The 20,419-nt window shown below is 57.4% G+C and carries 21 protein-coding genes; 7 read left to right on the plus strand and 14 right to left on the minus strand.

Features of this window, described 5'->3' with window-relative positions:
- Window positions 1-24 precede the first annotated feature (24 nt).
- On the plus strand, window positions 25-435 hold the full coding sequence (gene cueR, locus DD597_RS16810) for a Cu(I)-responsive transcriptional regulator (RefSeq protein WP_017383222.1): 411 nt from the start codon (window positions 25-27) through the stop codon (window positions 433-435).
- On the opposite strand, the gene DD597_RS16815 is transcribed toward cueR, so the two are convergent.
- The 3 genes from DD597_RS16815 to DD597_RS16825 all read right to left on the minus strand — a co-directional run bounded on the left by DD597_RS16815 (window position 432) and on the right by DD597_RS16825 (window position 2,804).
- Window positions 432-884: an NfeD family protein gene (locus DD597_RS16815; protein WP_129256413.1), complete on the minus strand. Its 453-nt coding sequence runs from the start codon at window positions 882-884 to the stop codon at window positions 432-434. The genes cueR and DD597_RS16815 overlap by 4 nt on opposite strands.
- Window positions 881-1,795 (minus strand): SPFH domain-containing protein, encoded by a 915-nt coding sequence (locus DD597_RS16820; RefSeq protein ID WP_003858941.1) that lies wholly within the window; start codon window positions 1,793-1,795, stop codon window positions 881-883. Before DD597_RS16820 ends, DD597_RS16815 begins: the two co-directional genes overlap by 4 nt.
- 154 nt (window positions 1,796-1,949) lie before the next feature.
- Window positions 1,950-2,804 (minus strand): hypothetical protein, encoded by an 855-nt coding sequence (locus DD597_RS16825; protein WP_023324252.1) that lies wholly within the window; start codon window positions 2,802-2,804, stop codon window positions 1,950-1,952.
- A 142-nt stretch (window positions 2,805-2,946) separates the two neighbouring features.
- On the opposite strand from DD597_RS16825, the gene fetA reads away from it, so the two are divergent.
- Window positions 2,947-3,618, plus strand: a complete 672-nt coding sequence (fetA, locus tag DD597_RS16830) for an iron ABC transporter ATP-binding protein FetA (RefSeq protein ID WP_015571235.1) — start codon at window positions 2,947-2,949, stop codon at window positions 3,616-3,618.
- Window positions 3,611-4,393, plus strand: coding sequence for an iron export ABC transporter permease subunit FetB (gene fetB / locus DD597_RS16835; protein WP_017383223.1), 783 nt, complete (start codon window positions 3,611-3,613; stop codon window positions 4,391-4,393). Before fetA ends, fetB begins: the two co-directional genes overlap by 8 nt.
- A gap of 51 nt (window positions 4,394-4,444) precedes the next feature.
- Here the strand turns inward: fetB and DD597_RS16840 are convergent, their stop codons facing one another.
- The 3 genes from DD597_RS16840 to tesA are packed head-to-tail and all read right to left on the minus strand — an operon-like array spanning window position 4,445 to window position 6,780.
- A complete protein-coding gene (locus DD597_RS16840; protein WP_003858935.1) occupies window positions 4,445-5,299 on the minus strand; it encodes a co-chaperone YbbN in 855 nt (284 codons plus the stop codon).
- Window positions 5,300-5,357: 58 nt separating this feature from the next.
- Entirely contained in the window at window positions 5,358-6,167 is an 810-nt protein-coding gene (locus DD597_RS16845) for an SDR family oxidoreductase (RefSeq protein WP_006809829.1), read from the minus strand.
- Window positions 6,148-6,780: a multifunctional acyl-CoA thioesterase I/protease I/lysophospholipase L1 gene (tesA, locus tag DD597_RS16850; RefSeq protein ID WP_003858933.1), complete on the minus strand. Its 633-nt coding sequence runs from the start codon at window positions 6,778-6,780 to the stop codon at window positions 6,148-6,150. Before tesA ends, DD597_RS16845 begins: the two co-directional genes overlap by 20 nt.
- Here tesA and ybbA point away from each other — a divergent pair.
- The 3 genes from ybbA (at window position 6,751) to DD597_RS16865 (ending at window position 11,176) form a co-directional block, all read left to right on the plus strand.
- A complete protein-coding gene (gene ybbA / locus DD597_RS16855; RefSeq protein WP_129256414.1) occupies window positions 6,751-7,437 on the plus strand; it encodes a putative ABC transporter ATP-binding protein YbbA in 687 nt (228 codons plus the stop codon). The two genes, tesA and ybbA, sit on opposite strands and share 30 nt — an antisense overlap.
- Window positions 7,434-9,848 (plus strand): putative ABC transporter permease subunit YbbP, encoded by a 2,415-nt coding sequence (ybbP, locus tag DD597_RS16860; protein ID WP_048241268.1) that lies wholly within the window; start codon window positions 7,434-7,436, stop codon window positions 9,846-9,848. Before ybbA ends, ybbP begins: the two co-directional genes overlap by 4 nt.
- A gap of 182 nt (window positions 9,849-10,030) precedes the next feature.
- Window positions 10,031-11,176 carry a porin gene (locus tag DD597_RS16865; RefSeq protein ID WP_022650515.1) on the plus strand — a complete coding sequence of 382 codons (1,146 nt, stop codon included), beginning with the start codon at window positions 10,031-10,033 and terminating at the stop codon, window positions 11,174-11,176.
- 125 nt (window positions 11,177-11,301) lie between these two features.
- Here DD597_RS16865 and mnmH read toward each other — a convergent pair whose 3' ends face one another.
- The 5 genes from mnmH to ppiB all read right to left on the minus strand — a co-directional run bounded on the left by mnmH (window position 11,302) and on the right by ppiB (window position 15,369).
- A complete protein-coding gene (gene mnmH / locus DD597_RS16870; RefSeq protein WP_129256415.1) occupies window positions 11,302-12,372 on the minus strand; it encodes a tRNA 2-selenouridine(34) synthase MnmH in 1,071 nt (356 codons plus the stop codon).
- Window positions 12,373-12,456: 84 nt separating this feature from the next.
- On the minus strand, window positions 12,457-13,524 hold the full coding sequence (gene purK / locus DD597_RS16875; RefSeq protein ID WP_003858922.1) for a 5-(carboxyamino)imidazole ribonucleotide synthase: 1,068 nt from the start codon (window positions 13,522-13,524) through the stop codon (window positions 12,457-12,459).
- Window positions 13,521-14,030 carry a 5-(carboxyamino)imidazole ribonucleotide mutase gene (gene purE, locus DD597_RS16880; RefSeq protein ID WP_129256416.1) on the minus strand — a complete coding sequence of 170 codons (510 nt, stop codon included), beginning with the start codon at window positions 14,028-14,030 and terminating at the stop codon, window positions 13,521-13,523. Before purE ends, purK begins: the two co-directional genes overlap by 4 nt.
- A gap of 118 nt (window positions 14,031-14,148) precedes the next feature.
- Complete coding sequence (gene lpxH, locus DD597_RS16885) at window positions 14,149-14,871, minus strand: UDP-2,3-diacylglucosamine diphosphatase (RefSeq protein WP_022650517.1); 723 nt, start codon at window positions 14,869-14,871, stop codon at window positions 14,149-14,151.
- Between the two features lie 3 nt (window positions 14,872-14,874).
- Entirely contained in the window at window positions 14,875-15,369 is a 495-nt protein-coding gene (gene ppiB, locus DD597_RS16890) for a peptidylprolyl isomerase B (RefSeq protein ID WP_000256009.1), read from the minus strand.
- Between the two features lie 175 nt (window positions 15,370-15,544).
- Here ppiB and cysS point away from each other — a divergent pair, with 175 nt between their 5' ends.
- Window positions 15,545-16,930, plus strand: a complete 1,386-nt coding sequence (gene cysS / locus DD597_RS16895) for a cysteine--tRNA ligase (protein WP_045337209.1) — start codon at window positions 15,545-15,547, stop codon at window positions 16,928-16,930.
- An 89-nt stretch (window positions 16,931-17,019) separates the two neighbouring features.
- Here cysS and DD597_RS16900 read toward each other — a convergent pair whose 3' ends face one another.
- From DD597_RS16900 to DD597_RS16910, 3 genes are all read right to left on the minus strand, one after another.
- Entirely contained in the window at window positions 17,020-17,547 is a 528-nt protein-coding gene (locus tag DD597_RS16900; RefSeq protein WP_045337208.1) for a metal-dependent hydrolase, read from the minus strand.
- A gap of 73 nt (window positions 17,548-17,620) precedes the next feature.
- Window positions 17,621-18,637 (minus strand): Mal regulon transcriptional regulator MalI, encoded by a 1,017-nt coding sequence (gene malI / locus DD597_RS16905; protein WP_022650520.1) that lies wholly within the window; start codon window positions 18,635-18,637, stop codon window positions 17,621-17,623.
- Window positions 18,638-18,720: 83 nt separating this feature from the next.
- On the minus strand, window positions 18,721-20,220 hold the full coding sequence (locus tag DD597_RS16910) for a PTS transporter subunit EIIC (RefSeq protein WP_058659359.1): 1,500 nt from the start codon (window positions 20,218-20,220) through the stop codon (window positions 18,721-18,723).
- Between the last annotated feature and the right edge of the window lie 199 nt (window positions 20,221-20,419).

Genomic DNA, 20,419 nt, shown 5'->3' on the forward strand with positions numbered 1-20,419 from the left:
CAAGGGGAAGGTCAAGGGGGAAATGTGAATATCAGCGATGTTGCGAAAAAAACCGGCTTAACCAGCAAAGCGATTCGCTTTTATGAGGAAAAAGGGCTGGTGACGCCACCGTTGCGCAGTGAGAACGGCTACCGCAGCTATACGCAGCTGCATCTTGATGAACTGACGTTACTGCGCCAGGCAAGACAGGTAGGATTTAACCTTGAGGAGTGCGGCGAGCTGGTTAACCTGTTTAACGATCCGAAACGCCACAGTGCCGACGTGAAAAAACGTACGCTGGAAAAAGTGGCGGAGATCGAACGCCATATCATCGAATTACAGGCGATGCGTGAGCAACTGTTACAGCTGGCAGAATCCTGCCCGGGAGATGACAGCGCCGAGTGCCCGATTATCGACAATCTTTCCGGCTGCTGCCACCGTAAAACCCACGCCTAACAGGCTTTAACCCGCAGGGTAATACCTTCCACCGCGATGACCTCAACCCGCGTGCCGGCGCTGAGGTCATCATCGGCCACCACCGGCCACGAACTGTCCCCCACGCGCATATGACCGCGTCCGTTTATTAGCGTGTTATCAAGCGTAAAGCGTTTACCCACGATCTGCTGCCCACGCTGGTTGAGATGCGCGTCGACCGGCTTCTGCACCTTCACCCGTTTGTTCAGCCAGCGCCACCACAGCCAGGCGGCCAGCAGCGTCAGCACGGCAAACAGCGCGCCCTGCCACTCCCAGCCGACAGGCAGCAGCCAGACGACCAGCCCAGTAATCACCGCGGCAACCCCGCTCCACAGCAGATAACCGTTGCCGCCAAGCATCTCGGCGGCCAGCAGCAGTCCGCCAAGGCTTAGCCAGAACGCATGAGGATGTGCAACGATGAGCTCAATCATTTTTTACGCTCGTTTCCGCCGTCTTTGATCAGTTCGGCAATTCCGGCGATAGACCCCATCAGGCTGCTGGCATCCAGCGGCATCATCACCACTTTGCTGTTGTTCGCGGAGCCGATCTCCTTCAGCGCATCGGTATATTTTTGTGCGACGAAGTAGTTCACGGCCTGGATATCCCCGGCGGCAATCGCCTCGGAGACCATTTGCGTCGCGCGGGCTTCCGCTTCTGCCGAACGTTCACGCGCTTCCGCCTGGAGGAAGGCAGACTGACGGTCGCCCTCGGCTTTCAGGATCTGCGACTGTTTTTCCCCTTCCGCTTTCAGGATTTCAGCCTGACGCACCCCTTCGGCTTCAAGAATATAGGCACGCTTGGTACGCTCGGCCTTCATCTGCGCGTTCATGGAAGCAATCAGCTCTGCCGGTGGGCGCACGTCGCGGATCTCAATGCGTGTCACTTTGATCCCCCACGGATTGGTGGCTTCATCCACAATGTGCAGCAGGCGGGTATTAATGCTGTCGCGCTGGGAGAGCATTTCATCCAGCTCCATCGAGCCAAGCACGGTACGGATGTTGGTCATGGTCAGGTTGACGATCGCCAGCTCCAGGTTGCTCACCTCATAGGCCGCTTTTGGCGCATCAATCACCTGAATAAAGCACACCGCATCGATGGTGACGTTGGCGTTATCCTTGGAGATGACTTCCTGAGAAGGGATATCCAGCACCTGCTCCATCATGTTGATCTTGCGCCCAATTCTGTCCATGAACGGGACGATCAGGCTTAAACCCGGCTGAAGGGTATTGGTGTAGCGACCGAAGCGTTCGACGGTCCACTGGTAACCCTGCGGGACAATTTTGACGCCTGCGCCCACGATAACCAGCGCAACGAAAATAAGGACGGGAACAACGATGAGCATAAAAACCTCCTGTTTTGCATGCCGTAACGAGAAAAACTGCGTATTTGTTGAACGTAAGTATATCGGCTAACGAACAGGATTTCGCCCCTGTAAAGAGGTGGGAACCGGACTGGCAGAAATAAAACGCCCCGTTCGGGATGCGGGGCGCAAAGCGTTACTTTTCAGACCAGGTATAGCTGAAGTCAGTGATAAACCCATCCCCGGCGTCAGCGATGGCTTTTGATAATCCCTGATAGTATTTTTCCAGGCCGATGGCCTCTATCTGCTGGATCTGCTCGCGAACGGGAGCGCAGAACAGCACCGCATTGCCCGCTCCGACACGTTTGTTGTTCGGCGGCAGATCGCCAGTAATCGCTTTAAACCAGGTTCTGATCCCTTGCTTTAAGTTGTGCGGCGCTTTTGTAAGATCCTCCTGGCCGGTCAGCACCTGTAGGGTAGGGAATTCATTAGCATTGACGGCGGTTTTCATACGCGCAAAGAACGCGGTAAAAAGCTCAAAAGAGCCGAGATCCGTAACGCGAGGCTTGGTAGTTTTTCCGTTTTTATTGCCCATTTTTCCGGCAGGGGCTGTAGGTGCCGGAACCACATTGACCTTATGCAGATCCAGACCAAACAGCAGATTGCAGTGCGCCCGGCGTTCTTTAAGCGGGTAGGACATCAGCACGTCAATAAACGCCGTCGCCTTCACATCGGCCAGGTCATGGTTAATCAGCCATTGCGAGCGGGCAAATTCCGCAGGGGAAACGAACCAGTCAGGCACCTCAGTAAAGCGTCTGGATTTACCCTTGCCGTCAAACTCGAGAAAGTAAGCCCCATCATCGAAAGCAAAATAGCAGTTTTTAAAGCTACCGATTGTGGTGTTAACGATGAGCGCCTTCTTAACAAAATCGACCACCTCTGCCCCCATGACAAAACGCGTGAGTTCAGAAGAATTGATGACTTCCATTAATGTTTCCACATCAGGAACACCAGGCTTCAGGGAGGAGAACTCATAAAAGATATGTGTCATGTTGCTGACTTCCTGTAGTGATAGAGGTGACAATAAACAGGCAAAAAGTTTAACACTTGCTATAGGTTAAGGCTATTCGCGCTGCGTAGCGGAAAGGATTATGCTTAAGGCTCTTCTTATCACAGCGGTTAATGGAATCGGAATGAATAATAAAAAAAATCTTCTGGATATCAGGGATGTTGGCTTTCGTGTGGGTGATAACACCATCCTTCAGCACGTCGATTTTTGTCTCTCTCCGGGCGAATTTAAACTGATAACCGGTCCCTCCGGCTGCGGCAAAAGCACCCTCCTGAAAATCGTGGCTTCGCTACTGAGCCCAACGGAGGGAACCATCCTGTTTGCAGGAAAAGATATCGCCACGCTTTCACCGGAAAGCTATCGCCAGCAGGTGTCATACTGCGTGCAAACGCCGTCCCTGTTTGGCGACACGGTGTACGACAATCTGGTTTTCCCCTGGCACATCCGCAACCAAACGCCTGATCCGAAAAAGTTTACCGACGATCTGACCCGGTTCGGGCTTTCGCCGGAGACGCTGACCAAATCGATCGCCGAACTGTCGGGCGGGGAAAAGCAGCGCGTCTCGCTGATCCGTAACCTGCAATTCTTGCCGAAGGCGCTGTTGCTGGACGAAATCACCAGCGCGCTGGATGACGCTAACAAGCGCAACGTCAATGACATTATCCATCGCTACGCCCGGGAGCAGAATATTGCCGTGCTGTGGGTGACGCATGATTCAAATGAAATTACCCATGCGGATGATGTCATCACGCTCAGGCCGCAGGGCGGGAAAATGGAGGAGGCTCACCGTGGGTGAACATAACATAACTAACGAATCGCTGGCGCTGTCAATGGTCCTGGTGCTGGTGGCGATTGTGGTCAGCTACCGGGAAAAGCTGGGGCTGGAAAAAGATATTCTTTGGAGTATCGCCCGCGCGGTCATTCAGCTCATCATCGTCGGCTATGTGCTGAAATACATCTTCAACGTCAATCATGCCGTGCTGACCCTGTTGATGGTGCTGTTTATCTGCTTTAACGCGGCATGGAACGCGCAGAAACGCAGTAAATACATCGATAAAGCGTTCATTTCGTCGTTGATCGCCATCACTACCGGGACCGCGTTAACGCTGGCTGTGCTGGTGCTTTCCGGCTCGATAGAATTTACGCCGATGCAGGTGATCCCCATTTCCGGGATGATTGCGGGCAATGCGATGGTGGCGGTCGGGTTGTGCTACAACAATCTGGGGCAACGGTTCAGCAGTGAACAGCAGCAGCTTCAGGAGAAGCTAAGCCTTGGCGCGACGCCGAAGGTGGCCTCGGCGAGGTTGATCCGCGACAGCATTCGCTCTTCGCTAATCCCAACGGTGGATTCCGCCAAAACGGTGGGTCTGGTGAGCCTGCCGGGCATGATGTCGGGGCTGATTTTTGCCGGTATCGATCCGGTAAAAGCCATTAAATACCAGATTATGGTGACGTTTATGCTGCTCTCTACGGCGAGCCTGTCCACCATCATTGCCTGCTACCTGACCTATCGGAAGTTTTACAACGCTCGCCACCAGCTGGTGGTGACGCAGTTGAAAAAGACGGGGTAATATCTGCTTTTGTAGGCCCGGTAAGCGTTAGCGCCACCGGGCATTTTTTTGCTAGTAGAGCAACGCGTACAGCTGACGACGATATTTCGACGCCAGCGCGTCACCGGTACCCAGCGCGGCCAGGATCTCCTGGAACATCTTCCGCGCCTGTCCGTCTGCGGCGCCCAGGTCCTTCTGAAGATGGCTAAACAGCAGCTCCAGCGCCTCTTCGTTACGCCCCACCTGATGAAGCTGAAGCGCCAGCTGGCTTGCCAGCGCGGCATCCTGCGGGTTGTCCGCAACCTGCTGCTGAAGCTGTTGAATTTCAGGGGTATCCGCCGCCTGTTTCAGCAGGTCAATCTGCGCCACCAGACCCTGATAACGGGTATCCTGATCCTGCATCGGCACCGTTTTCAGCACGGCTTCCGCGTCTTCAGGGCGGTGCAGTGCAATCTGGGTCTCTGCCAGCAGCAGACCAATCTGGCTGTTCTGGTTCGACAGCTGCCAGGCGTCTTTTAACAGCGGCAGCGCCTCGTCGTACTTGCCTTCCTGCATTAGCGCCATGGCTTCCTGCGCTTTCAGCTCTTCTTCGCGCGGCAGGACTTTATCCAGCAGGGCGCGGATCGCCTCTTCGGGCTGCGGCCCCTGGAAGCCATCCACCGGCTGACCGTTCTGGAACAGGTAGACGGTTGGGATCGCACGCAGGCCAAACTGGGAAGCCACCATCGGTTCGGCGTCACAATCCAGCTTCGCCAGAATGAACTGACCATTGTACTGCGCGGCAAGGCTTTCCAGGACCGGCGTCAGTTGCAGGCAGTGTTGGCTGCGTTCAGACCAGAAGTAGAACAGCACCGGTTTAGTCATTGACTGTTCGAGCGTCTGTTGCAGGTTAGCTTCAGTTATGTTGACGATATTCTGTACGGACATGCGGCATTCTCTTTTATCGGTTTACTCTTTACATGGGGGTAAGCGTGGTCGCTTCAACTCAACCCTGCAAAATTTTGTCCATCATCCGCCCCGGCAGCAGGCGTTTCAACCAGCCGACGGCATGGGTCACCAGCGTGACCGGATAGCGCATTTTAGGGGTATCGCTCTCAAACGCGTGGCGCACTTTGGCAACGACGGCTTCTGGCCCAAGCGTAAAACGCGCCGCGATGCCGGGATTTTCGACCGGTTTGTCCGCCTGCGTCTGGTTAACGTTTTCCGTAAAGCGGGTGCGGATCGGGCCGGGTTCAATCAGGCTGACCTTAATACCGCTGTGGCGCAGCTCCATGCGCAACGCATCGGACCAGGCTTCAAGCGCATATTTACTGGCAGCGTAAGCCCCGCGGCCCGGCGTGGAGATCAGGCCCATCACCGAGGAGGTCATGACAATCCGCCCTTCGCCGTGCGGCAGCATGGCCGGGAGAAGGCGCATGGTAAGCTGATGCGCCCCGAAAAAGTTTGCGGAGAACTGCTGCTCCAGCTGTTCCCGTGAGAGAGTCTGTAGCGGGCCGTACACGCCGTAGCCCGCATTGTTGAACAGACCGTAAAGACGGTTGTTGGTCAGGGCGATAACCTCATCGGCGGCCTGCTCTACGCTCTCTGGCGAATCGAGATCCAGCAGAATGCCGGTAAATCCCAGTCCTCGCATGCGTTCGACATCCTCGGGTTTGCGGCAGGCTGCCAGCACCCAAAACCCCTGACGTTTCAGTTCAAGGGCGCTTTCAAGGCCAATTCCGCTGGAACATCCTGTTATTAAGACCGATTTTTGCATAACTTTACCTGTCAGGTTCTCAGCTGTTTGACGAGTCATGTTTTACTAAAGGAGCCAGCCGGGTTGCCATCCAGTCGGCAATAAACGGCTGGGCATCGCGATTGGGGTGAATGCCATCATCCTGCATCCACTGGGGTTTCAGATAGACCTCTTCCATGAAAAATGGCAGCAGCGGAATATCAAACTCTTTGGCAAGCTTAGGATAGATCGCGCTAAACGCCTCATTATACCGACGGCCGTAGTTAGCGGGCAGGCGAATTTGCATCAGCAGCGGCTGGGCATTGGCGGCCTTAATGGTCTGCAAAATGGTCCGCAGCGTTTGCTCCGTTTGCTGAGGCTGGAAGCCGCGCAAACCATCATTACCGCCCAGTTCGACCAGCACCCAACGCGGTTGATGCTGCTTAAGCAGGGCAGGCAGACGCGATAAGCCTTGCTGCGACGTATCGCCGCTGATGCTGCCGTTCACGACAGAGGCCCGGGACTGCCATTTATCATTGAGCAGGGCGGGCCAGGCCGCACTGGCGGCCATACGATAGCCCGCGCTCAGGCTGTCGCCCAGAATCAATAACGTGTCCGCAGCCGCCGCGCGGAAGGTCATCAGCATCAAAAACAGGAAGGGCAAATGCCAGCGGAAAACATTGTTGAAGTTCATCGTCTTAAGAAGTCCGTCGGTCAGGGGGAACACGAGCTTTCCATCCTCACCGGAGTTGAACTCGTTGTCAAACGTGCCGAAACCATCGCCCTGATTGGTGAATCCGGTTCCGGTAAGTCCACGCTGCTGGCCATTCTCGCCGGTCTGGACGATGGCAGCAGTGGGGAAGTGAACCTGGTCAGCCAGCCCCTCCACGCGCTTGATGAAGAGGCCCGCGCCGCGCTGCGAGCCCGGCATATCGGGTTTGTCTTTCAGTCATTCATGCTGATCCCGACGCTGAACGCGCTGGAAAACGTTGAGCTACCTGGCCTGCTGCGCGGTGAAAATACCCGTGAAAGCCGCGATCACGCGAAGGCGTTGCTGGAACAGCTGGGGCTGGGAAAACGTCTCGACCACCTTCCGGCACAGCTTTCCGGCGGTGAGCAGCAGCGCGTGGCGCTGGCCAGGGCGTTTAACGGGCGCCCGGAAGTGCTGTTTGCCGATGAGCCAACGGGCAATCTCGACCGTAAAACCGGGGACAAAATTGCCGATCTGCTGTTTTCCCTCAACCGCGAGCACGGCACCACGCTGATTCTGGTTACCCACGACCCGCAGCTGGCCGCCCGCTGCGACCGCCGCCTGCGGCTGGTGAACGGTATTCTTCAGGAGGAAGCATGATTGCCCGCTGGTTCTGGCGCGAGTGGCGCTCGCCCTCGCTGCTGATTGTCTGGCTGGCGTTGAGCCTGGCGGTGGCCTGCGTGCTGGCGCTCGGTAGCGTCAGCGATCGTATGGAGAAAGGGCTTAGCCAGCAGAGTCGGGAATTTATGGCCGGGGACCGGGCTCTGCAAAGTTCTCGCCCCGTGCCGCCGGGCTGGATTGAGGAAGCGCGCACAGAGGGGCTGAAAGTAGGGGAGCAGATCACCTTTCAGACCATGACCTTTGCGGGCGACACGCCGCAGCTTGCCAGCGTAAAAGCCGTGGATGACATCTACCCGATGTACGGTGATTTACAAACCAGCCCGCCGGGGCTAAAACCGACGGCCGGTACGGTCCTGCTGGCATCGCGACTGATGGCGCTGTTGAACCTGAAACCCGGCGACAGTATCGACGTCGGCGACGCGACACTCAAAATTGCCGGGGAAGTGGTGCAGGAGCCCGACTCCGGATTTAATCCGTTCCAGCTTGCGCCGCGCCTGCTGATGAACACCGCGGATGTGGCGAAAACCCACGTCGTCCAGCCGGGAAGCCGTGTCACCTGGCGGTATAAGTTTGGCGGAACGCCAGCTCAGCTGGAGGCGTACGAAAAATGGCTCCTGCCGCAGCTCAAGCCGGAACACCGCTGGTACGGGCTGGAGCAGGATGACGGGGCGCTCGGCAAATCTCTTGAGCGTTCTCAGCAGTTCCTGCTGCTGTCGGCGCTGTTAACCCTGCTGCTTGCCATTGCGGCGGTTGCCGTGGCGATGGGGCACTACTGCCGCAGCCGTTACGATCTGGTGGCGATCCTCAAAACCCTCGGCGCGGGCCGCGCGCAACTGCGCAAGCTGATTGTCGGCCAGTGGCTGATGGTGCTGGCGCTGTCGGCTCTGACCGGCGGGGCGATAGGGCTACTGTTTGAAAAGCTTCTGATGGTGCTGCTCAAACCGGTACTGCCCGCCGCATTACCGCCTGCCAGCCTCTGGCCGTGGCTGTGGGCAATCGGCGCGATGACGACGATCTCCCTGCTGGTGGGGTTACGCCCGTACCGACTGCTGCTCGCCACCCAGCCGCTGCGCGTGCTGCGCCGCGATGTGGTGGCCAGCGTTTGGCCGCTGAAGTTCTACCTGCCGGTGATTATTGCGGTGGCGGTCGGGCTGCTGGCCTGGCTGATGGGCGGCAGTACGCTGCTGTGGGCGGTGCTGGCGGGCGCGGTGGTGCTGGCGCTGCTGTGCGGCGTAGTGGGCTGGATACTGCTTAATGTGCTGAGAAAGCTGACAGTTAAATCACTTTCCATACGGTTAGCGGTTAACCGACTGCTGCACCAGCCGTGGTCTACCCTCAGCCAGCTCTCGGCATTTTCGCTGTCGTTTATGCTGCTGGCGCTTCTGCTGGTGCTGCGCGGGGATCTGCTGGATCGCTGGCAGCAGCAGCTTCCGCCAGAAAGCCCGAACTATTTCCTGATCAACATCGCGCCCGAGCAGGTGACGCCGCTGAAGGGCTTCCTGTCCGAGCATCACATTATTCCCGAGTCGTTCTATCCGATCGTGCGCGCCCGACTGACGCAGATCAACGGCCAGTCGACGGAGGGAAATAAGGATGAATCGCTCAACCGCGAACTCAACCTGACCTGGCAGGCGAAACGTCCGGACCATAACCCGATCGTTGCTGGCACCTGGCCGCCGAAAGCGGGGGAAGTGTCGATGGAGGAGGGGCTGGCGACACGCCTGAACGTGAACCTCGGCGACAGCGTGACCTTCACCGGTGATACCCAGGATTTCACCGCCAAAGTTACCAGCCTGCGTAAAGTGGACTGGGAAAGCCTGCGGCCAAACTTCTTCTTCATCTTCCCGCCGGGTGCGCTGGACGGACAGCCCCAGAGCTGGCTCACCAGCTTCCGCTGGGAAAACGGCAACGGCATGCTGACGCAGCTTAACCGGGAATTTCCGACGGTGAGCCTGCTGGATATCGGCGCGATCCTTAAACAGGTCGGGCAGGTGCTGGAGCAGGTAAGCCGCGCGCTGGAGGTGATGGTGGTGCTGGTGACGATCTGTGGCATATTGCTGCTGCTGGCGCAGGTGCAGGTCGGCATGCGTCAGCGTCATCAGGAGCTGGTTGTCTACCGCACGCTGGGGGCCAGTAAACGGCTGCTGCGCGCCACGCTGTGGAGCGAATTTGCCCTGCTCGGGCTGGTGGCGGGCCTGGTGGCGGCCATCGGGGCGGAAACGGCGCTGGCGGTACTCCAGAGCAAAGTCTTCGACTTCCCGTGGGAGCCCGACTGGCGGCTGTGGCTCACGCTGCCCGTCTGCGGCGCCGTGCTGCTGTCCCTGTGCGGCGGCTGGCTCGGATCCCGGCTGTTGAAAGGTAAAGCGCTATTCCGCCAGTTTGTCAGCTAGTTTACTGACGTGATGATGACGCACCGGCATTTCTGCTGGTGCGTCATTGCTTAACGGCACAAATCGTTAATGTCCCTGCATTTAGTAGCACAAAACATTAAAAACCCGCCCACACAGCCCGAATTTTTCCGGTTAATATTCACCAGCTAAATATTTAGTAGCGTGTCTATCAAGGAAAAAGAATGACTATAAGAAAAACAGCGCTGGCGACAACGATCGGCGCAGCAGTGGCATTGGCTTCTTTCGCATCCCAGGCGGAAATCACTCTTCTGAAACAGGATCCGCAGGCGGGTAACCCGCTGAGCCGCCTGAACTTCACCGTTGGCGGTAGTATTCGTCCTCAGTTCCAGAACATGACCGGCGATGACGGCAAAAACGGCTACAAGCGCAACGGCTTTGACGGCGGTACCCGCTTCCGTTTCGCGGCAGACTACTACCTGTTCGATGACATCAGCTGGATCACTTACTACGAGCTGGGTGTGAACATTCCGGCGCAGTTTAACTGGGATAACCACTACGCCGACGGCGCGCACGATACTTCACGCCGTATGCTCTACACCGGTCTGAAGAGCGACACCTGGGGTACGCTGACCTTCGGCCAGCAGAACAGCGTGTACTATGACGTGGTGGGCGCAAAAACCGATATCTGGGACTACGACATGATTGGTCAGGCGCCAGGTAACGGGATTAATGGCGACTACGACGGCTCTTACCGTTCACGCCAGATGCTGAAGTACAAGAAAACCGTGGGCGATGCTGACATCTACGCCTCTTACCTGTTTGAAGACAGCGAATACCTGCCGGGCAACGGCCTGCGCTACAAGCGTAAAGGCGGCGGTTCACTGGGTATCGATTATCACCTGACCACCGATCTGACCTGGGGCGCAGCGTGGAACTACACCCGCGCGGACATGCGTAACCCGGACAACGGCGACAGCAAATCCTACGACCAGAACATCCTTGGTACCGCCCTGAGCTGGACGCCGGATAACTGGACCTTCTCCGCAGGCGGCGGCTGGTATCAAAACTTCCTGACCACCAAAAAAGTGTCCGTTAACGACTACTTCGCCGGTGATGCATGGGGTATTGAATACTTTGCGGGTTACAAGTTCCCTGTTGGTCAGTATGCGGTGAAATCCATCCAGCCGTACTTCATGGGCGACCGTATCGAGTACGTGAATGGCCGTAACTACCAGCGCATCGACAACGGTGTGGGTATCAGCTTCCAGCTGGATTACGGTTTCCGCGTGGATTACGAACACGTGTTCACCTCCAGCACCGACAACCTGGGCGACATGAACCTGGTGCGTCTGCGTTACGACTTCTAAGTTGTCATGTAGGGTGCGGCCTGATGCCCTCACCCTGACCCTCTCCCACGGGCAGAGGGAAAAAACATTAAAAACGGCAACCCAGGTTGCCGTTTTGCTTTTACCTCGCCACCCGGCTTTATTTTTCAGCGATCGAGCCACTCAGCAATTTCTTCGTACGTCCCGCGATACACAATCTTCTCCGCCTTTTTCTCCAGCTGATAGCCGTACATCGGGTCGTAATAATCCTTCAGCAGCGGCACAAGCCAGCTGAAGTGCGCGTCAGTGCTGCCAGTACGCTGTTGCTCGACAAGCGCGGCATCCAGCAGGGCGGTAAATTCCGCGAAGCGTTGCAGCCCCAGACGGCGACGAATGGCGTACAGGCCGTGATGCAGATATTCGCTATACGCTTTCCAGCCCGCTTTCTCGCCGTAGGCAGCAGAAAAATCGGCCCACATATGGTCGAAATACTCTTCGCGCAGGCGCTCCAGGCGGACTTCAAAGGGGTCTTCGACGACAACGACAGGGGCGTCAACCATGCGGTCGCGCAGGCATTCCGGCAGGTGGTTAGAGCCAATCATCCGGCCTTCATCTTCCAGCACCCAGCGCGCGGCGTCTTTTTTTAGCAGTTCGACGGCAAGGTGATTTTCAAAACTGGCCTGGGAAAGCTGCGGGGTGAGCGTGCGACCAAATGATGAGCCGCGATGGTGCGCCAGCCCTTCCAGATCGATGCCCTGCGCATGCTGCTTAACCAGCAGCGTTTTACCGTTTCCGGTACAGCCGCCGATAAGCACCATCGGTTTTTGTGACTGCTCAATGGTCACCTGAATCGCCGTCTGACGCAGGGCCTTATAGCCGCCGCGGATCAGCGGATAATCGATTCCCGCCTCTTTCAGCCAGGCCTGGGAGATGTGTGAGCGCTGGCCACCGCGCGCGCAGCAAAGGTAGCCCTCAGGATGGGCCAGGCTGGCTTCCCGCCAGGCGTTGATGCGCACCTCTCGCGTCTCGCCGTTGACCAGGCTATGGCCGAGCGCCAGCGCGGCGTCCGGACCCTGGCGTTTATAGCAGGTGCCGACGGCGGCACGCTCGTCGTCGTTCATTAAGGGCAGGTTGAGTGCGGCGGGCATCGCACCCTGGGCAAATTCGATCGGCGCGCGAACGTCGATTAAAGGGGTATCGGACGCGAGGATCGCGCGATAGTCCGTTCCATCGTTCATGGTGATTCCAGAAGAAAACTGAGCAGCAATGGGCGGGAATTGTACGCCGGGGAAGGGGAAGGTCAACTCCCCGGCGGGGGATACTTACTTCAGTTTTGACTGCGCCCAGACAATGCCGCTCGCGTATTCTGGCGGCAGCAGGGGAACAATCGCTTCCAGCGTAGCGCTCAGGCGGTCCGTGTCAGTATCGTTCAGGTTCAGGTGGCCGACCTTACGCCCCGGACGTACCTCTTTGTCGTACCAGTGCAGGTGCACCAGCGGCAGCTTCAGCCAGTTGTAGTTCAGATCGGTGCCGATCAGGTTGATCATCACCGACGGGCTGGTCACCACCGGCTGCGGCAGCGGCAGGTCAGTGATGGCGCGCAGGTGCAGCTCGAACTGGCTGATGGAGGCGCCGTTTTGCGTCCAGTGACCGCTGTTGTGCACGCGCGGCGCAAGTTCGTTGATCAGCAGACCCGACGGCGTGACGAAACACTCCATCGCCATTACGCCCACATAGCCCAGCTCATGCATGATGGCAGAGAGCATTTCTTCCGCCTGCGCCTGCTGGTCAGCATTGGCCTGCGGGAAGGCGACGCTGGTGCGCAGAATCCCGTCCTGATGCAGGTTATGCGTTAGCGGGTAAAAAACGGTGTGCCCGTCATGCCCGCGCGCGCCAACCAGCGACACTTCACCGCTAAAGTTAATGCCCTGCTCAACGATGCACTCGCCGTAGCAGTCATCCGGCAGCTCGGCGGTGTCGTTCGCGCGCAGGCGCCACTGCCCGCGGCCGTCGTAGCCGCCGACGCGACGCTTCACAATCGCCAGGTCTCCCAGCATCGCAAAAACGTCATCCCACTCGCGCTTATCGGAAAGCAGCTGCCACGGCGCGGTCGCGAGGCCGAGCTTGTCGAACAGCTGCTTTTGCGTCAGGCGGTCGGCAATGATCGGAAACACGTCGCGGTTTACAAAGGCGTTATGGCGCGCCAGCTCGCGGGTCAGGGCGGTTTCCGGCCAGCGTTCAATTTCGGCGGTGATCACGCTCTGGTGGAACGGCACGGCTTCCGGCTCGGCATCCAGCCCGACGGGCCAGACGGCAATACCCAGCGGCTCACCGGCCTGACGCAGCATCCGGCCAAGCTGACCATTACCAAGAACGCAAACCTGCTTCATGCTGCACCCCGCGGATCCGGGTTATCCAGCACCTCGTCGGTCTGGGCTTTACGCCACTCCGCCAGACGCTGATGTAACTCTTTATCATGCGTCGCCAGGATCTGCGCGGCCAGCAGGGCGGCATTTGCCGCACCCGCTTTACCAATCGCCAGCGTACCGACAGGAATACCGCGCGGCATCTGGACGATAGAGTAAAGGCTATCAACCCCGCTTAACGCGGCGCTTTGCACAGGAACACCCAGTACCGGCACCAGCGTTTTGGCGGCAATCATGCCCGGCAGATGTGCTGCGCCGCCCGCACCGGCAATGATCACCTCGTAACCGTTCTCTTCGGCGCTTTCGGCGAAGCTGAACAGTTTATCCGGCGTACGGTGCGCGGAAACCACTACGACGTGGTGCGGAACATTCAGGATTTCAAAGATTTCGGCGGCGAACTGCATGGTAGCCCAGTCGCTTTTGGACCCCATCACGATGGCGACACGCGCCGGATTATTGCGGGAAGACATGCGTCTTAAAACTCCTGTGGTGCGGAACACACTGCTTTCGAGGGCACAGAGAATAGCATGTAATACCGGCAAGGAAAACGGTTGCGTGGTCGGGAAATGGGCGAAAAGACGGGGAGGGTTAAAACGGGAAGGCGATCAGTTCAACACCTTCCGGCGTGACTTTGACCATCGATCCTTCGCTGTGCCAGGCCCCTAAAACCACGCGATGGGCGGGCTCGCCGTTGGCGATAAGGGAATGAACATCGGGACGATGGGTATGGCCATGGATCAGCCACTGAACGCGATGCTTCTCCATCACCTTCACCACCGCCTGCGGGTTGACGTCCATGATGGTCATCGATTTGCTGCTGTTGGCGGCCTTGCTGCCCGCGCGCATTCTGGCGGCGATGCGGTTGCGAATAAACAGCGGCAGGGCGAGGAACACTTTCTGGATCCACGGGGTGTGAACTTTGGCGCGAAACGCCAGGTAGCCGGTATCGTCAGTGCAGAGCGTGTCGCCGTGCATGATCAGAATATTGCGGCCATAGAGGTTTAGCACCTGCTCTTCCGGCAGCAGCGTCATGCCGCTCTCGCGGGCGTAGCGCTGGCCGATCAGGAAATCACGGTTGCCGTGAATGAAATAGCAGGGGACGCCGGAATCCACCAGCGTTTTAATGGCCGCAGCCATCTCACGGTGCAGCGGGTTCGGATCGTCGTCGCCAATCCAGGCCTCAAACAGGTCGCCCAGAATGTACAGCGCGTCGGCGTTTTTCGCTTCACCGCGTAAAAAACGCAGAAAACCGGCGGTTATCGCCGGTTCTTCTGTTTGCAGATGTAGATCCGCAATAAAGAGTGTCGCCACGAATTACTCGCTGACGGTCACGCTTGTAATCACAACGTCTTCTTTAGGAACGTCCTGGTGCATACCGCTGCGGCCAGTAGAAACGGCTTTGATCTTGTCGACCACGTCCATCCCTTCAACCACTTCTGCGAATACGCAGTAGCCCCAGCCTTGCAGACTTTCGCCAGAGAAGTTCAGGAAGTCGTTGTCCGCTACGTTGATGAAGAACTGTGCGGTTGCAGAATGTGGCGCCTGAGTACGGGCCATTGCCAGCGTACCACGGGTGTTTTTCAGGCCGTTGTTCGCTTCGTTTTTGATCGCTTCTTTCGTCTCTTTCTGGCGCATGCCAGGCTCGAAACCGCCGCCCTGGATCATAAAGCCGTTGATCACACGGTGGAAAATAGTGTTGTTGTAGAAACCTTCGCGGCAGTAGTCCAGGAAGTTTTTAACTGTTTCAGGCGCTTTGTCATCAAAGGTTTTGATTACGATATCGCCATGATTAGTGTGGAAAGTAACCATTTTTGCATCCTGTTCCGTTATTGTGGTGCGTCGACCCGTGCTCGGGTCACATATAGGGGCTTGTTATAGCATAACCACAGGACACGATCACCTTGCATTGTGTGCTGACCGTACTCCGAATTATGGGTATTATAAGGAACAAACAATCCACACACGTGTTTACATGGAATCTTCGATGTTAAAAATCTTTAATACAATGACGCGCCAAAAAGAGGAATTTAAACCTATCCATGCCGGGGAAGTCGGCATGTACGTGTGTGGTATTACGGTTTACGATCTCTGTCACATCGGCCATGGCCGTACCTTTGTCGCGTTCGACGTGGTGTCACGCTACCTGCGCTTCCTGGGCTACAACCTGAAGTATGTGCGCAATATCACCGACATCGACGACAAAATCATTAAACGTGCTAATGAAAATGGCGAAAGCTTTGTCGCGCTGGTGGATCGCATGATCGCCGAAATGCACAAGGATTTTGACGCCTTAAATATTCTGCGCCCGGACAGCGAGCCGCGTGCGACCCACCATATCCATGAAATCATTGATATCACCCAAAAGCTGATCGAGCGCGGTCACGCCTATGTGGCGGACAACGGCGATGTGATGTTCTCGGTGCCGACGGACCCAACCTACGGTGCGCTTTCCCGCCAGGATCTGGACCAGCTCCAGGCCGGTGCGCGCGTGGACGTGGTTGACGTGAAGCGTAATCCGATGGACTTCGTGCTGTGGAAGATGTCCAAAGCGGGCGAACCGAGCTGGCCATCCCCGTGGGGCGAAGGGCGTCCGGGCTGGCACATTGAATGTTCCGCGATGAACTGCAAACAGCTGGGCAACCATTTCGACATCCACGGCGGCGGTTCAGACCTGATGTTCCCGCACCACGAAAACGAAATCGCGCAGTCCACCTGTGCTCACGGCGGCGAGTACGTGAACTACTGGATGCACTCCGGGATGGTGATGGTTGACCGCGAGAAGATGTCGAAATCGCTGGGCAACTTCTTTACCGTGCGCGACGTGCTGAAGTATTACGACGCGGAAACCGTGCGCTACTTCCTGATGTCTGGCCACTATCGCAGCCAGCTGAACTACAGCGAAGAGAACCTGAAGCAGGCGCGCGCTGCGCTGGAGCGTCTGTATACCGCACTGCGCGGCACCGACAAGTCTGTTCCGGCCGCAGGCGGCGAGGCGTTCGAAGCCCGCTTCGTTGAGGTGATGAACGACGACTTCAACACCCCGGAAGCCTACTCCGTGCTGTTCGACATGGCGCGTGAGGTGAACCGCCTGAAGTCAGAAGATATGGCGGCGGCCAATGCGCTGGCGTCTCATCTGCGTAAGCTCTCTTCCGTGCTCGGCCTGCTGGAGCAGGAGCCGGACCTGTTCCTGCAAAGCGGCGCGCAGGCGGACGACGGTGAAGTGGCGGAAATTGAAGCACTGATTAAAGCACGTTTCGAAGCGCGTCAGGCGAAAGACTGGGCGGCGGCAGATGCGGCGCGTAACCGTCTGACCGAGATGGGCATTATTCTGGAAGATGGCCCGCAGGGAACCACCTGGCGTCGTAAGTAATTTTCTCCTCACTCTAACCCTCTCCCACAGGGAGAGGGAATTGTTAGGTTTTCTCCCTCTCTACGTGGGAGAGGGCCGGGGTGAGGGCATCAGCGCGCACGTTTTCGCCACCACAGCAACCCCATCAGCACCATCCCCGGCAGCCACACCCACAGCAGTTCTGAAATGATTACCTGATGCCCGTACGGCGTGGTATAGCGTGACAGCGCAAACGGCGCGACCTTGATCACCTGCCACGGCGCAAAGAAGCGCTCATCTGACCACGGCCACAGCCAGCCGACGCCTTTCCCGCCGGTGGTGATCGAATCCAGCAGGCTGTGCGACAGCAATGACACGGTTAAAAACAGCCAGCAGCGCATCACGCTGGCCCTGAACCATCGTCGGCCTGCCAGCACGCAGAGTATCGGCACCACCAGGGCAAACAGTAGCGAATGAGTGAAACCGCGATGGCCGAAAATATTCCCGTAGGCAACACCGAATTTAAACGCCAGTACGTCGGCATCGGGCAGCATGGCGAGGACGATCCCGGCAAACAGCAGGCGGGGTGGGATGACGTTGGTTCCGAGCCCTAAGCCCAGACACAGAGGTACGGCAGCGTGGGTGATAACGGTAGGCATTGCATTTATCCATGGCAAATCATGGAAATATAGCAGTCATCTCGCGCTAAAAGACCCATGCTAAATTCTGATTTTACGCCGATTCCCGCGCGATAAGCTGCCCGGAGAGGGTTATGCGCTGCGTTTGCAGGTCCGGCTCTTTCAGCCTGCGGATCATCAGCCCTGCCGCCTGGCGGCCGGTCTCTTCGCTGGCAGACGAAACGTAAGTCAGTGACGGCGACGTGAGATTAACGTGGAGCATATCTTCAAAACCAATCAGCGCCACCTGCTGGGTTAAAAACACGTCTTTACCCACCGTGCGCCCCACCTGGTGAATACCTGAGATCGAACCGATCATCGCGTCCGGTGAATGGCAGAGCAGGGCGGTAATCGTGTTGTTCTTCTCCAGCAGCTGGCGAGTCGCCATGGCCGCCGCCTGCGTGTCATCGGTGCAGGCTGGAGAATATTCCTCACGCCAGATCAGACCGTTCTGCGTCATCGCGCTGCGAAAACCGAGCAGGCGCTGCTCGCGGATACGGCACCCGTCGCGCCCGCCAATATAGGCGATGGTGCGGTGCCCGCGTTCGATAAGATAACGCGCGGCCAGGTTCGCCGCCTGGCGGTTATCGCGCATCACCAGATTGCATTTCTCTTCCAGCAACGACTGCGAAACCGCCACAAGCGGCAGCGGGCAGTGGCGAATGTGTTCCGGGAGAGAGGCGGTGCGGGTGTCCGACGCCAGGTAGATGACGCCCGCCACGCCCTGCTGCTTAAACGAGAGCAGGGTACGCTCAAGATGTTCGCCGTCATTCAGCGGCTGGCCGAGAAAAACCATATAACCCTGCTTCTCCAGCTCCTGAACGATACTCGCCATCACCTTGATGGAAAAGCTGTCGCTGAAGTCGCGCAGGATCAGGCCGATTAAGTTGGAGGTGTTGGCGCGAAGATTGGCAGCGGCGACGTTATGAACATAGCCCAGCGTTGTGATGGCGGCATTGACCTTCCCGATCGTCGCCTCTGAGATCTTCCCTTTCTGGCGCAGCACCAGCGAAACGGTAGAAACCGACACGCCCGCATGCTTTGCGACATCAATGATGCTGACTTTCTTCAAAACCGCTCCCTGAAATTTACCGATTATCAGCCAGATAAGAGGCGACCCCCAGCGTACAGGAGACGCCTCCTTCAGGCATCTTATTATTTGCCAATCATCGTGGACATCGTCTGGGCGATAAACTGTGCTCTGGCCCCGAAAATCACCTGTATCCCGTTATCGCCCACGAACACCACGCCGCGCGCGCCAAGCCCGTTCAGCCCGTCCCGGTCCACCGCTTCGCTCTTCGCCACTTCCAGACGCAGACGCGTGATGCAGGAGCCGACGGAATCAATGTTCTGCGCACCGCCCAGCAGGCCGATGATTTCGGTGGCAAGTTCGGAATCGGACTTGTCATTCGCGCTGGCGGTCACTTCGGTGCGGCCCGGCGTTTTCACGTCGAAACGGCGGATCACGAAGCGGAAGGTGAAGTAGTAGATTAATGCCATCGGAATGCCGACGATAATGGCGCTCAGGAAGTTGGTCTGATAGCCGTTAAACGACGGCAGGATCCCGAACGACAGGTAGTCGATAAAGCCCGCCGAGAACGACTTGGCGATATGCGCATGCAGCAGGTACATGGTCATGTACGCCAGGCCTGCCATGATGGCGTTGAAGACGTAAAGGATCGGCGCCACGAAGATAAAGGTGAACTCTACCGGCTCGGTGATGCCCGTCAGGAAGCAGGTGAGGGCGGCGGAGAAGAGAATACCGGCCGCGATTTTCTTATTCTTCGTGTGCGCTTCGTGGTACATCGCCAGACACGCCGCGGGCAGTGCGAACAGCATCAGCGGGAACTCGCCCTGCATGAATTTCCCGGCGTTCTGGTAGGTGTCGCTGCTGAAGGATTTCACTCCCTCTTCCAGCATCTTGAACCAGATGGTCTGGTCGCCGTGGATCACCTGACCCGCCTGGGTAGTGTAATCCCCGAACGAATACCAGAAGGAGGGATACCAGATGTGGTGCAGGCCGAGCGGGATCAGCGCGCGCTCCACCAGCCCGAAGATAAAGGTCGAGGCCGCCTGGTTATCGCCGTTCACCACCACGGACAGGGCGTCGATGCCGGACTGAATATGCTGCCAGACGTACGGCAGCAGCAGGCCGAGCAGGAACGACAGAAACGCCGTCGCAATCGCCACAAAGCGCTTGCCGGAGAAGAAGCCGAGGAATTCCGGCAGCTGCATGGTGTGGAAGCGGTTGTAACACCAGGCCGCAAGAATACCGCAGATCAGGCCGCCAAAGACGCCCATCTGTAACGTCGGAATGCCGACGACCATGGCGTATTTCCCGCCCTGGGAGGCCATTTCCGGCGTAATGCTCAGCACGGTGCTGATGGTGATGTTAGTGACAAACACGGAGACCGCCGCAGAGAGAGCGGCAATGCCGGATTCCGAAGCCAGTCCGACGGCAGAGCCGATGGCGAAGAGCATTGGCAGGTTATCAAAGATAACCCCGCCTGCGTTCATCATCAGCGGCAAGTGGAACTTATCGCCGAAGGCCAGCAACAGGCCCGCAGCGGGAAGCAGTGAAATTGGCAGCATTAAGGCGCGACCAATCATCGATAACTTAGACAGCGATTTAACAAACCCTGATATCAGGCTCATGCTGATTTCCCCCGAGTAGCGCTTTTTTTGCGCTGTTATTGTAAGTAGAACGTTTTAGTAGAACGTTCTACTTATCGTGGGGAAAGTCTGAAAATCGCGCAACTTAAATTTCACATTTCGCCAGAGGGAATAGTGATTATTTGAAGTTGATCGATAATTAACCGTGATGGGTGTGAGGGGATGTTTATCCCCTCTCCCT

The organism is Enterobacter cloacae complex sp. 677-3DZ2D5B (assembly GCF_004136695.1).
Classification (GTDB): Bacteria; Pseudomonadota; Gammaproteobacteria; order Enterobacterales; family Enterobacteriaceae; genus Enterobacter; species Enterobacter hormaechei_C.

What these genes read in the sequence shown, in the direction of transcription:
- DD597_RS16815 (WP_129256413.1), bottom strand. Translation starts at nt 884, where the DNA reads ATGATTGAGCTCATCGTTGCACATCCTCATGCGTTCTGGCTAAGCCTT.
- DD597_RS16820 (WP_003858941.1), bottom strand. Translation starts at nt 1,795, where the DNA reads ATGCTCATCGTTGTTCCCGTCCTTATTTTCGTTGCGCTGGTTATCGTG.
- DD597_RS16825 (WP_023324252.1), bottom strand. Translation starts at nt 2,804, where the DNA reads ATGACACATATCTTTTATGAGTTCTCCTCCCTGAAGCCTGGTGTTCCT.
- fetA (WP_015571235.1), top strand. Translation starts at nt 2,947, where the DNA reads ATGAATAATAAAAAAAATCTTCTGGATATCAGGGATGTTGGCTTTCGT.
- DD597_RS16840 (WP_003858935.1), bottom strand. Translation starts at nt 5,299, where the DNA reads ATGTCCGTACAGAATATCGTCAACATAACTGAAGCTAACCTGCAACAG.
- DD597_RS16845 (WP_006809829.1), bottom strand. Translation starts at nt 6,167, where the DNA reads ATGACTCGTCAAACAGCTGAGAACCTGACAGGTAAAGTTATGCAAAAA.
- ybbA (WP_129256414.1), top strand. Translation starts at nt 6,751, where the DNA reads ATGCCAGCGGAAAACATTGTTGAAGTTCATCGTCTTAAGAAGTCCGTC.
- tesA (WP_003858933.1), bottom strand. Translation starts at nt 6,780, where the DNA reads ATGAACTTCAACAATGTTTTCCGCTGGCATTTGCCCTTCCTGTTTTTG.
- ybbP (WP_048241268.1), top strand. Translation starts at nt 7,434, where the DNA reads ATGATTGCCCGCTGGTTCTGGCGCGAGTGGCGCTCGCCCTCGCTGCTG.
- DD597_RS16865 (WP_022650515.1), top strand. Translation starts at nt 10,031, where the DNA reads ATGACTATAAGAAAAACAGCGCTGGCGACAACGATCGGCGCAGCAGTG.
- mnmH (WP_129256415.1), bottom strand. Translation starts at nt 12,372, where the DNA reads ATGAACGATGGAACGGACTATCGCGCGATCCTCGCGTCCGATACCCCT.
- purK (WP_003858922.1), bottom strand. Translation starts at nt 13,524, where the DNA reads ATGAAGCAGGTTTGCGTTCTTGGTAATGGTCAGCTTGGCCGGATGCTG.
- purE (WP_129256416.1), bottom strand. Translation starts at nt 14,030, where the DNA reads ATGTCTTCCCGCAATAATCCGGCGCGTGTCGCCATCGTGATGGGGTCC.
- ppiB (WP_000256009.1), bottom strand. Translation starts at nt 15,369, where the DNA reads ATGGTTACTTTCCACACTAATCATGGCGATATCGTAATCAAAACCTTT.
- cysS (WP_045337209.1), top strand. Translation starts at nt 15,545, where the DNA reads ATGTTAAAAATCTTTAATACAATGACGCGCCAAAAAGAGGAATTTAAA.
- DD597_RS16900 (WP_045337208.1), bottom strand. Translation starts at nt 17,547, where the DNA reads ATGCCTACCGTTATCACCCACGCTGCCGTACCTCTGTGTCTGGGCTTA.
- DD597_RS16910 (WP_058659359.1), bottom strand. Translation starts at nt 20,220, where the DNA reads ATGAGCCTGATATCAGGGTTTGTTAAATCGCTGTCTAAGTTATCGATG.